At 62.3% G+C, this 14,202-nt stretch carries 8 protein-coding genes; 2 read left to right on the top strand and 6 right to left on the bottom strand.

Annotated features, from left to right (window positions below):
• Positions 1–61 precede the first annotated feature (61 nt).
• The gene (locus NET03_RS02765) at positions 62–841 is read right to left on the bottom strand and encodes a hypothetical protein (protein ID WP_252127358.1); all 780 of its coding nucleotides are present in this window, start codon (positions 839–841) and stop codon (positions 62–64) included.
• A gap of 232 nt (positions 842–1,073) precedes the next feature.
• Here NET03_RS02765 and NET03_RS13475 point away from each other — a divergent pair, with 232 nt between their 5' ends.
• Positions 1,074–2,561, top strand: coding sequence for an aminotransferase class I/II-fold pyridoxal phosphate-dependent enzyme (locus NET03_RS13475; protein ID WP_353655750.1), 1,488 nt, complete (start codon positions 1,074–1,076; stop codon positions 2,559–2,561).
• A gap of 534 nt (positions 2,562–3,095) precedes the next feature.
• Here NET03_RS13475 and NET03_RS02750 read toward each other — a convergent pair.
• From NET03_RS02750 to glnA, 5 genes are all read right to left on the bottom strand, one after another.
• Positions 3,096–4,148 carry a hypothetical protein gene (locus NET03_RS02750; protein WP_252127357.1) on the bottom strand — a complete coding sequence of 351 codons (1,053 nt, stop codon included), beginning with the start codon at positions 4,146–4,148 and terminating at the stop codon, positions 3,096–3,098.
• A gap of 8 nt (positions 4,149–4,156) precedes the next feature.
• Positions 4,157–5,161, bottom strand: a complete 1,005-nt coding sequence (locus NET03_RS02745; RefSeq protein WP_252127356.1) for a uroporphyrinogen decarboxylase family protein — start codon at positions 5,159–5,161, stop codon at positions 4,157–4,159.
• A 519-nt stretch (positions 5,162–5,680) separates the two neighbouring features.
• A complete protein-coding gene (locus NET03_RS02740) occupies positions 5,681–6,370 on the bottom strand; it encodes a LolA-like protein (protein ID WP_252127355.1) in 690 nt (229 codons plus the stop codon).
• Between the two features lie 656 nt (positions 6,371–7,026).
• Positions 7,027–8,496, bottom strand: coding sequence for a glutamine synthetase family protein (locus NET03_RS02735; protein WP_252127354.1), 1,470 nt, complete (start codon positions 8,494–8,496; stop codon positions 7,027–7,029).
• 83 nt (positions 8,497–8,579) lie between these two features.
• A complete protein-coding gene (gene glnA / locus NET03_RS02730; RefSeq protein WP_252127353.1) occupies positions 8,580–10,028 on the bottom strand; it encodes a type I glutamate--ammonia ligase in 1,449 nt (482 codons plus the stop codon).
• Positions 10,029–10,955: 927 nt separating this feature from the next.
• On the opposite strand from glnA, the gene NET03_RS02725 reads away from it, so the two are divergent.
• Positions 10,956–13,973, top strand: coding sequence for a sensor domain-containing protein (locus tag NET03_RS02725; protein ID WP_252127352.1), 3,018 nt, complete (start codon positions 10,956–10,958; stop codon positions 13,971–13,973).
• The last annotated feature ends 229 nt before the right edge of the window (positions 13,974–14,202 follow it).

Genomic DNA, 14,202 nt, shown 5'->3' with positions numbered 1-14,202 from the left:
GGAGGCAAGTCTCCGCTCGAAGGGTCTCGCTCTTACGTGAGAGCGACCATCCCCTTCAAAGTCAGAAGCCACCGTCCCGGCCGATCGTCTGGAGTTCTTCGACGATGAGACGGAGTTCGGCGGCCCGGGCGTGCATCCGGACGATCGGCTCACCCTGCGGGTCAAGGAACAGCACGTCGACATGATCGTTCGCCTCGACGAGTTCAGAGCCGCTGTAGTCGAGTTCGACCGTCAAGACCGGAGTAAGGCGATCGCTCGGTTCTGCTGGTTCACCATGCGGCGCATGCGTTAAGGCGAACCGATAATGGCCAAGGAGGTCAGTGAGTGCGCCGCGCTCGTTCGGCTCTTCTCCTAAGTAGAGCGAGAGATCAATTCGTCCGTCACTGATGTGTAGGTAGTAGCCATCATCAGCATGCTCAAGCGCAATGTCCTGGGGGAACCAGATATCGTAGATCACCAACGGGCGAGCTTCTTCTGGGGGAGCCTCGGCAGCTTCCTCGCCTTCCCCAGCGGGGGCGAGCCACTCTGGGAGTTCCCGCCCCTGGACGAGCCAATAGTGCGCGAGCCCGTAGCGGTACAGGAGTTCGGCCAGGCGAGCTCGCACTGGTGCCGTGAATGCGCCTGGGAATTCGTCCTCAATCACCCGCTCAAGTGCGCGGAGCATCCGCTTATACTCTGGGCGATCCCGCAATTCCTGATCGATGAACCGGCGTGCTTCGGACAGAGCACGGCGGAGTTCCGCATCAATCGTGTCCGAGGACTGCTCCGCGAGGAAACGTTGGATCGCTTCGAACAGTTCATCATCGGGCTGGAATTGGTCGCGTGTCGGCTGTTCTGCCACGGCGCGCTCCGCGTTTTGCCACCCACAACGTGGGCCGTATCGCATGCCATTATGCACCTCCCTCTGCGAGGTGTCTACCGGGCACCACAAGGAGACTGCACAGGCACATGCTCGTCTGAGAGATGACCAGGTGCGTGACGATCGGGTGCCAACAGGAGAGTGCAATCCGGACGGCTCGAGCGATTGGGGGTATACTCGACCCTTCGGTGATTGCGTCTGGGAGGGCGGTGGCGTGGACGACGAGCAGCGTCGAGCACCGTATGTACGGCAGTGGGTCGCTTATCTCGACGAGGGGGTCGTTCCTTTCTCAACGCCGGGGCACAAGCAAGGGCGCGGTGCGCCGCCGGAGTTCTGCGCGGTTTTCGGTTCTCGTGCTTTGCAGCTCGACATTCCCCACGACGGCGGCACGTACGACAGCCATCTCACGAGCGATCCTTTAGAGGAGGCTGAGCGATTGGCTGCCCGACTCTGGCGGGCGCGTGATGCGGTCTTCCTCGTCAACGGGAGCACGACCGGGAATCTCGCAGCACTCCTGACACTCGGCCGACCAGGCCGGCCGATCGTCGTGACCCGCGCGATGCACAAGTCATTGCTCGCTGGCCTGGTGCTCGGTGGCGCGCGACCGGTCTACGTCGTCCCCGAAGTGCACTGCGAGAGTGGGATGTTGCTCGATGTGGCTCCTGAGTCGGTCGAGCAAGCCCTTGCTGCGCACCCTGATGCGACGGCGGTCGCGGTCGTGAGTCCGACTTACACTGGTGTCACGAGTGACCTTCCTCGCTTGGCTGCGATTTGCCATGAGCGCGGGGTGCCGTTCTTCGTCGATGAGGCTTGGGGGCCCCATCTGCCGTTCCACCCGGAGCTCCCGCCAGCGGCAATCCCCTCGGGTGCCGATCTAGCGGTTACCAGCCTGCACAAGCTTGCTGGCGCACTCACGCAGACTGCCCTCCTGCTCATTGCCGGGCAGCTGGTCGATCCGGCGCGCCTCCGCGCCGCCGTGGCCATGGTGCAGACGACGAGTCCTGCTGCTTTCCTGTACGCATCGCTCGATGCGACACGGCGACGGTTGGCATTGGAGGGGGAGCAGCTCCTCGCCCGAACGCTCGAACTGGCAGAACGTGCCCGCGCAGCACTTGCGGCGATCCCTGGCTTGCGCGTTCTCGGCCCAGAGATCATTGCTGACCGACCCGGTGCAGGTTTCGATCGGACGCGCCTGGTGGTTGATGTTCAGGGGCTCGGCCTGACGGGCCTGGAGGCGAAGCGACGCTTGCGGCGCGACCACGGTGTTGCCGCGGAGATGGCCGATCTGGTGAGCGTCGTCTGCTTGCTGACGCTCGGCGATGCGCCAGAGACGATCGAGGCGCTTGTCCATGCCTTTACCGCACTGGCTCGCGAGCAGGGTGCGCAACGACGCGACACGGCGGTCAGCGGGCTTGCTGCCTTGCTCCGGGCGACCGGGCCGATTGTGGCAGGAGCACCGCAAGTTCTGACCCCTCGTGAAGCGTTCTTCGCATCGACCGAGCGTGTACCACTCGCGCGTGCAGTGGATCGCATCGCTGCGGAACCGATTACGCCTTACCCGCCAGGCATTCCAGTCGTCGCGCCAGGCGAGGCGATCCGCCGTGAGGTCGTCGAGTTCCTTGAGACGGGAATTGCCGCAGGCATGCGCTTCAACGGTGCCAGTGACCCAACGCTTGCCACTGTCCTGGTCGTCCAGGAGTAACGGTGGCCAGTGTGCGAACGCAGGCCAACTGTACCGGATCGTCTCCCATCCTCCGACAGGCCTGAGCGATGCCCGGCCGCAGCTGAGTTCCTTTGGTCAGAGGCATCTGGTGCTCCCCACGGTGTGGGGAGCCGGTGTTTCATGTCTTCTCCTTTTTACTCCTATGGTTGTCTGATCTCTATCGGCTGCCTCGTGTCCTCGGAGGCCTAACGGCTCCTTTCCTGATGGTGATCCCCTATCATTCAGCACGAAGCGGTGGCAAGTGCATAACGCTGGGACTACCGACGAGGGGCAGTCTTCGAGAGAAACCCAGGACACCTTGGGCTGCTTCATGGTAGTGTGCAGTCTAAGCGAGTAAGAGGGAGAACCTCTCTCATTGCTGCTCAGCGAAAGGACCGGAGGAGCATCGGACAGGTACGCGATAGTGCGCCCGTCCCGACGATGAGTCATGTCCGCGCAGCAGCGAGCTCCTCATTTTCGTTCGTTCTTGGCCGTGGCCAAGTGACGAGAGTGTTCGTTCGTCTGTCGTCTGGACTATCTGCACTCTTCCTCGGCAAGAGGGTCGGCTGGCCAGTGAGGCCAGAGGTTGAAGATCCGCCACGGCTTATCGATCTCCATGAGTTCAGGAGTCAGCTGTCGTGCACCGATGCGTTCCAGTGCAGCGAAAAAACCGGTGGTCGGTAGTGGCGCGTCTCCACGGCGAACGAGCCGCAGCGGTGTCGTCGCGATGGTCCAAGGATCAAGGCCGGACGCGACCAGGACACCCATGACCCAGTCGGGGAGTCCTACGACAATGCGGGGGAGCGAGTCGGTGAGTGTTTCCTCTGCCAGCGGTCGCGAGATGCAGAGTGCGAGGAGCAAGGGATTGTCGAGCGAGCGGTAGCGTTTGGCCTTTGCCTGGAGCTTCGATGCAAGCGTCCGCAGCGACATCGCTGGCGCTGGTTGGAGGGGAAAGACATCCGATGCTGGAGTCGATAAAGAACGGGTCGCCCGGAGTTCGACAGTCCAGCCGTTTCGGCGCCATTCGAGCCGTGCCTCGTCTTGCTCGGGAGGAAGCGACTCCAACCACTCGCCAATTGCCAGGCGCAGGTCGCGGAGCGGTGGGGTACTGTGGCCACACTCGACACGCCCAAGCGTGAGGAACCACCCAGAGCACGCGAACTCGTGGAGCACGTCGAGGATCGGATAGAGGCGACGCTCGGCTCGCCAGGCCTCGGTTGGTGGCCCGTGGACGAGGGCTTCCACGTACAGGGATTCGCCTTGCCGAACTGCAAGGAAGTCAGGGCGTGGTCCTGCTGCTGCGAGGACGGGGTGTGGGGTTGTTTCATAGCCCAACGTAAGGAGCAGTTCGTGCAAGTAGAGTTCCCAAAACGCTGCAAGTGCCAGTCGGCGATCGCGCTCCCAGAGTCGGCTGCGGACGTCGGTTTGTGCCGCCTCGGGAAGACGCACAAACCAGGCCTCAAGGAGAGATCGCACACGTCGGTCAGCCGGCGTCGCCGCCCGGGCGAGCCGCTGGGCCAGCGTCTCACGGTGCGGGGCCACAAGGCGAGCCAATCGCGGAGCAGGAGGGGCGGTGAAGAGCGGCATTGATACGATCAGCTCCGCTGCTTTTCCGCTCCGCCTGCACGCACAGCCTGTACTGCTGCGGCCACATTGGCGTCAGGAGTTGCGATCGGTATCACGCAGCCGGGTGTCACCATGAGGTGCCGTCCACCAAGTTGTGCAACTGCCTCACGCGCTTGCTCGGCCACTGCGGTCGGAGGCATCGCTGCGATTGCCGTCTCATCAAGGCCGCCAGCGACGCAACGGCCACTGCGGCGTTCACCCTCGGCGAGACTGATCGCTGTGCGCCGGTCGTGCCAGTTGAGGACCTGCACCGGATAGTCCATGAGCAACTCAAAGTGGGGCTGAAGCCCGTGAAGGTGCAAGACAATGAATAGCGCACCTGCTGCTGCTTCAAGCACCGCCAGATCCCACGGGTGACCCCAGCGAGTATACGTCGCTGCGTCGGTGACCTCAGCAGTCGCGCACTGGGTAGCAAAGAAGATGCCATGTGCTCCGGCATCGAGCGAGGCCTGGACGAGGTGACGCATCGTCCCAGTAATCGCAGCAAGCGCCTCCTCGACCAGGTCTGGAGACTCGTCGAGATCACGCAGCACGCGTCCAGCTGAGAGCTTGTAGGCAACCGTCAACGGGCTGAAGATCGTCTGCAGCACCGGTACGGTACCGTTAAGGGCCTCGTTGACGAACCGGGCCGTCTCGATAACCTGGCGCAGTACACCACCTTTGACGGGAAGTGGTCGAATCCGGCTCCAGTCCTGCACGTCCTGGACGGGATATCGTGTGACAGTGCGTGTGCCGGTAGGACTTCCACGATACTCACTTTCCCCACCCCAGGCAATGACCGGATAATCACCCGGTGGCATCAGCTTGACGAAATCGAAATTGAAGCGATGCTGCCAGGCCAGCGTAACGGATGCGAGCGTCTCGGCTCGCTGGTCGTCCTCGGGGAAGTGGCGCCAAAGACTCACTGGGGGAGCATCCACCGGTTCGCCAGCGATGGCTCCACGCACGCGTTCCCAGTGTTCGCTCGTCGACACGTTGCTCGCCTTCCAGCGCCTCCGCGAGCGCGAGAGTTCCGCTTGCTCCGCTGAGCGCTTGCAGGTGCCGCAGGGTGCCCGAGACGCCTGCACCCTGCTGCGCCAGCGCGTCGCGACTATTCTGCAGCATGGTGAGGGCTCTTGCGTAGCGTCCGTTCAGGTCCGACCGGATCTCTGGCAGTACGTGCTCGAGTTGGTGAGATTCAGCCCGGGCCGGATCCCCGGGCTGAATCCGCAAGCCCCCTGACGGGGGCTGAGGTACGAGCCGGGTTGAGCCGGCTTGGGGACTGAACCCGGCTGTTCACGACCGGGCGAGTAGTTTGGCCCGCTGCTTGGCGCTGCGTTCGCCCAGGATCAGACGAGGAAGCCGAAGGATGACGACTGAGAACCGTGCCAAGGGTAATCCCGAACAGAAGGAGGTAAACCCCACGAACCCGACAATGCCAGCAACGAGGAGGGCCCCTCCGTCCCCCTGGCCCAGCTGCCTCCCTTCATTGATTGAACAAGACCTGGCGAGACTCACTGCTCGCTCGGCGGCTGGATGTCGATCGCCTCGTCGTAGCCCCAGTACCGGAGCTGAAGCACCGAGCCGTCGGGATATTCGGTGCGGAGTTGGCGCGGCAACTGGTCCTCACGGCCGACCCAGAGTGTCATCCGATTCGCCTGCTGACCTGCTGGCGTGACGATGATCTCCCACCGCTCACAGAGAATCCCGTCGATCGACTCGCCGGCAAGTTCTCGTATGGTCACGGATGCGCCCCCTGCTGTCGCATCGCGGGCTTCGGCGAGCGCAGCGGGGTCGTAGAGTTCACTGAAATTCGGCGGCTGCTGGATTTGCCCAAGTTGCCAGCGCTCCCCTTGCTTGATCCAACCAGCGTCACCCACGATGATCCACTCTTGCGTTGGTTGCCCACTAGCTGGGTCGAGCTGAACCGCGTGAAGCCGATCAGGCAGCACAACCGCCAGCTGCAGGTGCTGCTGCACGGTGCCGGACTGGTCGTACACTGTGATCTCAGCGCGGAATTTGCTGACGGTTAACCACGCTTGAGCCCAGGCGGTCAGACGCTCTCGGTCGGGGCCGCTGACAGCCGGCGGCCCTTCAGGGAGTGGCGTCGGAGTTGGGGGAAGCGGTGTTGGTGTTGGGGGAGCCACGGTGGCGCAGGCGCTCGCCATGAGGAGTGCGATTAATGCTAGGAGGATGCGATTCATGTCAGCGTCCTTTCGAGAACTGTTCTACCCCTCAGTGTCCTGGACGACTCCACTGACTGTCAAGCCAAACCGGCTGCCAGCACATCTGCTCCCAGTGTGCTCCATCGAGGAGGTGGTGAGGCGAACACCTCGACTCGTCGCTCAGCAACGCTCAATTCGTGCTGCGGTCGAGCTCGCTGTCTGTCAAACCGTGTGCCAACACTGAAAGCCACGCCGTGCTGTGCTGTGGCTGGTTCCGTGCTCTTGTTCAGGGTCTTGGGTGACTGTGTGAGATGTCAAGCTCCAGCTTCGCACTGTTGTATCGAACCAACGAATGTGGCACAGTCATCGTGCGGACATTCGTCGAAATTCAGAACCGGACGATTCAAACCGGTGTGGGTGGACGAGCTTGAGCCGGGGTAGCCAATCTCGCCGGTCTGCGATGAGGCAGGCTGGGGTGGGTCCTCTCCAACCGCAAACGGTTCTGATCGCACGGGGTACTGACCTTGACCGGAGCGACCGTGGATTGGCCAGCGGGGGATGCGAGCGGATGGCTCTCCGGTGCGATGCCGACTGCCACGTCTGGGCTGGACTGGACCGAACGACGGGTGACGTGAGCAAAACGGCCCGCTCCGACGGATCAGAGCGGGCCGTGCACGAACCTCGCGGGTGCTCCGTCAGTAGATCTCGAGGTACCGATCGAGCTCCCACTGGGTCACATACTGCCGGAAGGTGTCCCAGTCGCGCTTCTGTGCTTCGAGCAACCGCTCGAAGACGTGCTCACCAAGCGCCTCGCGGATCACCTCGTCCTTCTCCAGTTCTGCCATTGCTTCACCGAGCGTCGCCGGGAGCGTCTGGATGTTGCGCCGCTTGAGGTCTTCGTCCGTGAAGTGGTAGACATTCTCTTCCACCGGCTCGGGAAGCGACAGCTTCCGCTCAATCCCATCCAGTCCGGCAGCGAGCATGACCGCGTAGGCCAGGTAGGGGTTGGCGGAGGGGTCCGGACAACGGAGCTCGATGCGTGTTGCCTGGAGGCGACCATGTCGCACGGCTGGCACGCGGATCAGGGCCGAGCGGTTCTGCCGTGCCCAGCTGATGTAGACCGGTGCCTCGTAGCCGGGCACGAGCCGCTTGTAGCTATTGACGAGTGGTGCCAGAACCGCGCACATCCCGCGGGCGTGGTACAGCTGGCCAGCGATGAAGTGTTTGGCGAGATCAGAGAGCCCGTACGGGTCGTCGACATCGACAAACAGGTTCTCACCAGTCTCAATCGATGCCAAACTCTGGTGCGTGTGCATGCCGCTCCCATTGATGCCGGCGATCGGCTTAGGCATAAAGGTCGCGTGCAGGTCATGGTGTTGCGCGATCGCCTTCAGCGTGTACTTGAAGGTGATCGCGTTATCGGCCGTCGTAAGAGCATCGGAATACTCAAAGTCGATCTCGTGCTGGCCGATCGCGACCTCGTGGTGCCCAGCCTCGACCTTGATGCCGAAGGCCTGCAGAGCTCGGATCATGTCCTTGCGTACCTCGGCAGCAAGGTCAGTGGTCAAGTCGAAGTAGCTCCCTTGGTCATGGGGGAGCGGCATGATCTTGCCGTTCTCCTTGCGGAACAGGAAGAACTCGAGTTCTGGCCCGGTGTTATAGACGAAGCCGAGCTTTGCTGCCCGCTCGAGCTGACGCAGAAGGACCACACGCGGATCACCCGGGAAGAGTTCCCCGTTGGGGTTGTACACCCAGCAGATCACACGTGCGGTCTGCGGATCCCAAGGAATCGGGGCGAAGGTAGAGAGGTCCGGCATCAGAAACATATCGCTCTCGGCGATGCGGGCAAACCCCTCGATCGAGGAGCCGTCGAACCACTGTCCCTGCTCGATAACATGAGGGAAGACATCGACGGGGATTTGGACGTTCTTCACGATCCCCATAATGTCGGTGAATTGGAGGCTGACGAACTCGATTTTGAGTTCTTCGGCACGCTTCAGCACCTCTTCTGGGGTCGGAGCTGGTGCGCGACGACCGACGACACTCGTATCGACAACCAAAGCAAAACCTCCTTCTTGGAATCGACCGTCACTGCCGATCCACCAACGGCGCCGTTGCCACCGGTTGATCCTCGCGGCTACGCCGTGGCCATCCTGGCCGCCCATGAGTGTACTCCTTAACTCCTTAACGCGTCATGGTCCCATCACACCACCTCCCATCCCCACCCACCAATGTGCGAACACGTCCGTCATACATCGAAGTACAGGTAGAACTCATAGGGATGTGGCCGGATATTGACTTCCTGGAGCTCCTTTTCCCGCTTGTAGGCGACCCAGGTCTCAAGCACGTCGCGCGTAAAGACGTCGCCTTCGAGGAGCCAGGAATGATCACGCTCCAGTGCCTCGAGCACCGCGCTGAGCGAACCAGGGACGCTTCGAATCCGAGCTGCCTCCTCCGGTGGAAGGTGGTAGGTATTCACATCCAGCGGGCCAAATGGGCTGGCGTCGAGGCGCTGCATGATGCCGTCGATTCCGGCCATGAGCATGGCGGCAAAGGCCAGATACGGATTGCAGCTCGGATCGGGCGGTCGGAACTCGATCCGCTTGGTTGCCGCATTTTCCGGCCCGGTGGTGTACATCGGAATGCGGACACAGGCGCTACGGTTGCGCTTAGAGAAGGCAATGTTGACTGGTGCTTCGTAGTGCGGCACGAGCCGCTTGTAGGAGTTCGTTGTTGGACTCGTGAAGGCGAGCAGTGCGTCGACGTGCGTCAAGAGCCCGGCAATGTAGTGGAGTGCCGTCTCGGACAACTCAGCGTAGTGGCAGGGTGCGTAGAAGAGGTTCATGCCGTCCCGCCACAGGCTCTGGTGCGTGTGCATGCCGTTGCCGTTATCGCCAAAGAGCGGCTTCGGCATAAAGGTGGCTGTACAACCGTGCTTGCGCGCCACGTTCTTGACGACATACTTGTAGATCATGACCTTATCGGCCATCGCGGTCAGCGTATCGCGACGCATGTCGATCTCACCCTGCCCGGCCGTCGCGACCTCGTGATGGTGCATTTCGACCGGAATACCGATCTGCTCCAGGATAAGCGCAGCTTCGCTGCGGATGTCCTGGAAGGTATCGTGCGGCGGTGCAGGGAAATATCCCTCCTTGGGGCGGATGGTGTAGCCGAGGTTAGGCTTTCCGTCGTTTCGGCCGCTGTTCCAATAACCTTCGCGGGAGTCGATACTAAAGCCCATCCGGTACGGCAGGACATCGTAGCTGACGTGATCGAAGAGGAAGAATTCGATCTCCGGTCCCCAGAAGCTCTGGTCAGCGATTCCGGTGGTGCGAAGGAACGCTTCGGCCTTCTGCGCGATGTAGCGCGGATCACGCGAATAGGGCTGCCGCGTCTCCGGGTCAATGACATTGCAGATGATGGCTAATGTCGGGATCGTGGCGAAGGGGTCGACGAAGGCGGTCGTTGGATCGGGGACGAGGAGCATGTCGCTTTCTTCGATGGCTTGGAAACCACGGATACTCGATCCATCGAATCCAATCCCACGTTCGAAGTCGGCGAGGCCGAGTTGACTGGCCGGTAACGAGGCGTGCTGCCAGGTGCCTGGAAGGTCGGTGAACCGGAGGTCAACAATCTGAATATTGCGTTGTCGGATGAGATCGAGGACCTCTCCCGGTGTTCTGCACGTGCCGTACATGGCGATCCCCCGCGTGTTGGCCTCTCGCCGTCAGTCGTCCCTGCCGGCCTGACACCAGGGTAGACGCCGGAGGATCGGGAACGCCTCGGCAGTCTGCTACGTCTTGTGCGGCGGTTTTGTGCAATTTGCACAATTGAGGTAATCAGGGAAAGAACACGGCCCTGACTGGCAGCCTCGCAGCCGACGCCGCCCTCACAACTCTCATTGGCCCGCGGAGCCGGTTCATCACCGGACGCCGCGACCGCCAATGGCGGCTCGGTGAGAGCCAGGGCCGGTCAGCTTCCGCCGACCGTTGCGCCGGCTGCGCACTCACCCCTCAGGGCCGTGCACTTTTAGGATAGCAGAGACGACTGCCCGAGTCAAGCCCCCGCGGTGATGTGGAAGGTCTGCTTCGTGCCGCTCCGTGCACAACTGCCCGTCGCAGCCGTGAACTCGGCTCGTGCCAACCCAATTGCAGAGCGCTGACTTATGGGTGGTGAGGTCAATGATCCGCTCCACCCATTCTGCTGCCGACACCTGTTTGCTCTGATGCATACTGCCGACGATGGGATGTATCCAGGGCATATCGGGAGAAATCGCCGCGCGCTCGCTTCGAGCTGCTGGGAAGCTTCTTCAACGTACTGGTGATCTAGAGGCCAGCTGTGAGATGAAACTCAGAGGCTCGGGTGACTGCGCCACGCACAGATACAAACTGTGTCACTGCCCTTCACCGGGGTTGCGTCCTCCCGAGCCTCTGTTGTTGCAAACGACTGCCTTCTCGCTCGCGACCCCTGGCCTGGGATCGTTCGCCGCTTCTACCCTTGGGCTCAACTCCCGGCGGACGGGCCAGGATCTGGAGCGACACGGCGACTACCCCCTTCAGCGTGTCGCGCAATCTGCCGAATAGAGAAGACTGAGCGTGTCCTCACCGGAACGTGGAGGATCAGGGTGGACGGGCGCGAGTCTCAGGAGCAGCGAACAGAGCCACGGGTGTCGCCTGGTCGACCATCTCCTCCACGCGCTCCATTCCACTCGCCAGTTGGAGAGGCACCGGAGTTCCTCCGCACGCTCTGGCATGGACCAGAACCGCAGCTGTTGATCGATCCATCGGACGGCCAGATCGTCGATGCAAACGAGGCTGCGGCGCGTTTCTATGGTTGGTCGCGCGAACTCCTTCGTTCGTTCACCATCGATCGTATCAATACCCTTCCACCAGCTGAAATCCGTGCTCGGCTCGCCGAGGCAAGGCAGCGTCCCCGATCGCGGTACGTCTTCCAGCACCGCTTTGCCGACGGCCGTGTCCGTTCGGTCGAGGTCATCACTGGTCCGGTTCGGATTGGGGACCGGATCTTTCTTTGGTCGACGTTGCACGATCTGAGTGAACTTGTTCGTCGCTCACCGGAATTCGACACACTGGCGCGACAGTATCAGGCGCTGGTCGAACAACTGCCAGCCGTCGTCTATGCCGAAGAAGCGGCTCCTCCCCACCGGAAAATCTATGTTAGTCCGGTGGCTGAGCGCTTGCTCGGCTGGCCGGCGTCGGCGCTCCAGGTGGATCGTGTCACGTGGTACGAGCGCTATGTCCTCGAGGAGGATCGTGCTTGGGCATTGCACGAGGAGGAGCGCACCGATCGTTCGGGAGAAGCCTTCCAGGTCGAGTATCGGTTCCGTACCGGCGATGGGCGCACGATCTGGCTACGTGATGAGGCTGTCCTCGTCTGCGACCCGCTCGGGCAACCGTGGATCTGGCATGGTCTGCTGACCGATGTGACAGCGCAGAAGCGGATGGAAGCACGTCTGCAGCGTGAGCTTGCCTTCCATAATACGCTCCTCGGGGTCGCAAGCCAGTTGGTCGCTGCGTCCCATGACCGGATGGAAGCGGCCATCACGGCGGCATTGTCCGAGATCGGACAGTTCCTAGCAGTCGATCGTCTCGGGCTTTTCACCTGTGAAGATGAAACAGTGACCTGTTTGGTGCACTGGCGCGCGCCCGGTCTCGATGTTCGCGTTGACTTTCCTGATACCTCGACACTCGTCTGTCTACAGTGGGTGCGGAGACAGCTTGAGCGCGGGCAGGCACTTGTGTTGCCCGCGCTTGCTGACCTTTCGGAGGAAGCCAACAACGAGCGCTTCCTTCTCGAGCAGCTCGGTATCCGCTCGCTGCTCGCAGTACCGCTCTTCTCCTCCGGCCGATTGCTCGGATGCCTGGTGGCTGCCATGCACCGGCATGAGCGTCAGTGGAGCGAGGAGGAAATCGACCTCGTGGCGCTCGTTGGACAGCTCATGACGGTTGCGCTCCAGCAGCGTCGTGCTGAACGGGCCGAGGCCCAGCACCATGCCTGGCTGCGTGCCACGGTACTCGCCTCGCCTGATGCGCTCCTTGTACTCGACGAACAGGGGGTGGTCCGCTTCGCGTCGCCTGCGGCTCGTTCCACTCTGGGTCAGGACCCGGTGACCATCATCGGTCATCCCTTGTGGGAACTCGTGACCGAGCGTGAACGGATCGCGCGATGGGTGCTGAACGAGCTTGCTCCTGACTATCCCCATCGGATCGAGGCGACAGTAGCGAACAGTACGGGCCGTGTCGTCGAGCTTTCCGGTCTCGATCTCCGCGCCGAGCCGCACATCGCTGGGATTGTCCTGTCCGTCCGCGACGTCAGCGAGCGGCGAAGGGCCGAACAGCTCCTGCGCGAACGAGCGACGCGCGACCAGCTGACCGGACTCGCCAACCGCTTCGGATTCTTGGAGGAACTGGAAGCGTTGCTCTCACGATCTCCTCACTGGGTGCTCGGCGTGCTCTGCTGCGATCTCGAGCGGTTCTCGCTCCTAAACGATGCGATCAGCTGGGAGGCAGGTGACGCGGCGCTCCGAGCCGTTGCTGGGCGCCTGCGTCGCGTCAGCGACGCCTTGCTTGCCGCACGCTTGGAGGCTGACCGCTTTGCGGTGCTGCTCGGTGCGTCGGATCCTGGGGCGGTAGTGACCGTCGCGGAGGAGCTCCTGCGCGATCTCAGTGGCTGGTATGTGGTCGGTAGCGACGAGGTCTACCTCCGCATGCGCGGTGGGCTCGCGATCGTGCAAGACGGAGACGACGCGGCAACCGTGTTGCGGCGGGCTGAGATCGCCTTCCAAGTCGGAAAACGGTCGGGACGAGAGTCGCTCGCAGTCTACGACCCTGCGCTGTACCAGGCGAGCGTTGAACGGCAGCTCCTGGAGCGTGACCTGCGACGGGCATTGGAACAAGGGGATCTCCGACTCCATTACCAACCGGTGCTCGATCTCCGCAGCCAGCAGGTGTCCAGTGTGGAAACGTTGGTGCGTTGGCATCACCCGACCCGTGGTCCCGTCTCCCCGGCGGTGTTCGTTCCGCTCGCCGAGGTGACCGGACTCATCACCCAATTGACGCAGTGGGTCCTTCTCCAGGCTTGTCGGCAGTTGCGGCGCTGGTTACGGTCCGGTGCTATGCCGCACCTTGCGGTCAGCGTCAACCTCAGTCCGACCGATTTCGTCCACCTGGACATCCCGCAGCTCGTGGAGGATATCCTGCACGTCACAGGGATCGAGCCGCACCAGCTCACGCTCGAGCTGACTGAATCGGCGATACTCGATCCTGCGGTCTCCCGGGAGCGTTTGGAGCGCCTCCGCGCGCTGGGTGTAGCGGTCTTGATCGACGACTTCGGGGCGGGCTACTCTTCGCTCGGCTATCTGAAGCGCTTGCCAGTGCGCGGACTGAAACTCGACCGCGAACTCATCCGTGACATCGAGTGCGATCCGGCGAGCCAAGCGGTTGTCCGTTCGGTGCTCGACCTGGCGCGCGCCCTGGGACTGAGCGTGACGGCCGAGGGGATCGAGAACGCGCAGCAGGAGGAACTTCTACGGGAACTCGGCTGCGATTACGGCCAGGGCTTCTGGCTCGGCCGTCCTCTGCCACCGGAGGAACTCGCTGCGCTCTTGCGTCCAAAAGCATAATGCTCGAGCGCCCGTTGCGCGATGATCGCGCAGATTTTCCGTTGCTCCCGCGGGGCCGGAGTCAGAACAGTGGTGTTCTTGGCATCCGAAGTCTTATCGTGGTGCGCTCGTGGACGGCCACTTCTCTCGGTGGGCGTCGAGGCCTGCGAATCCGCTCCGTGATGATACCTGGCGCTCACTTGCCGGCAATCACGGTGAGGGCGCATACGGCCGATTGTCGATTTTCAGT

This window comes from Thermomicrobium sp. CFH 73360, from assembly GCF_023806465.1.
GTDB lineage: Bacteria > Chloroflexota > Chloroflexia > Thermomicrobiales > Thermomicrobiaceae > Thermomicrobium.
Note: the sequence above shows the minus strand (reverse complement) of the source record. Positions and strands in the feature narration are given on the sequence as shown.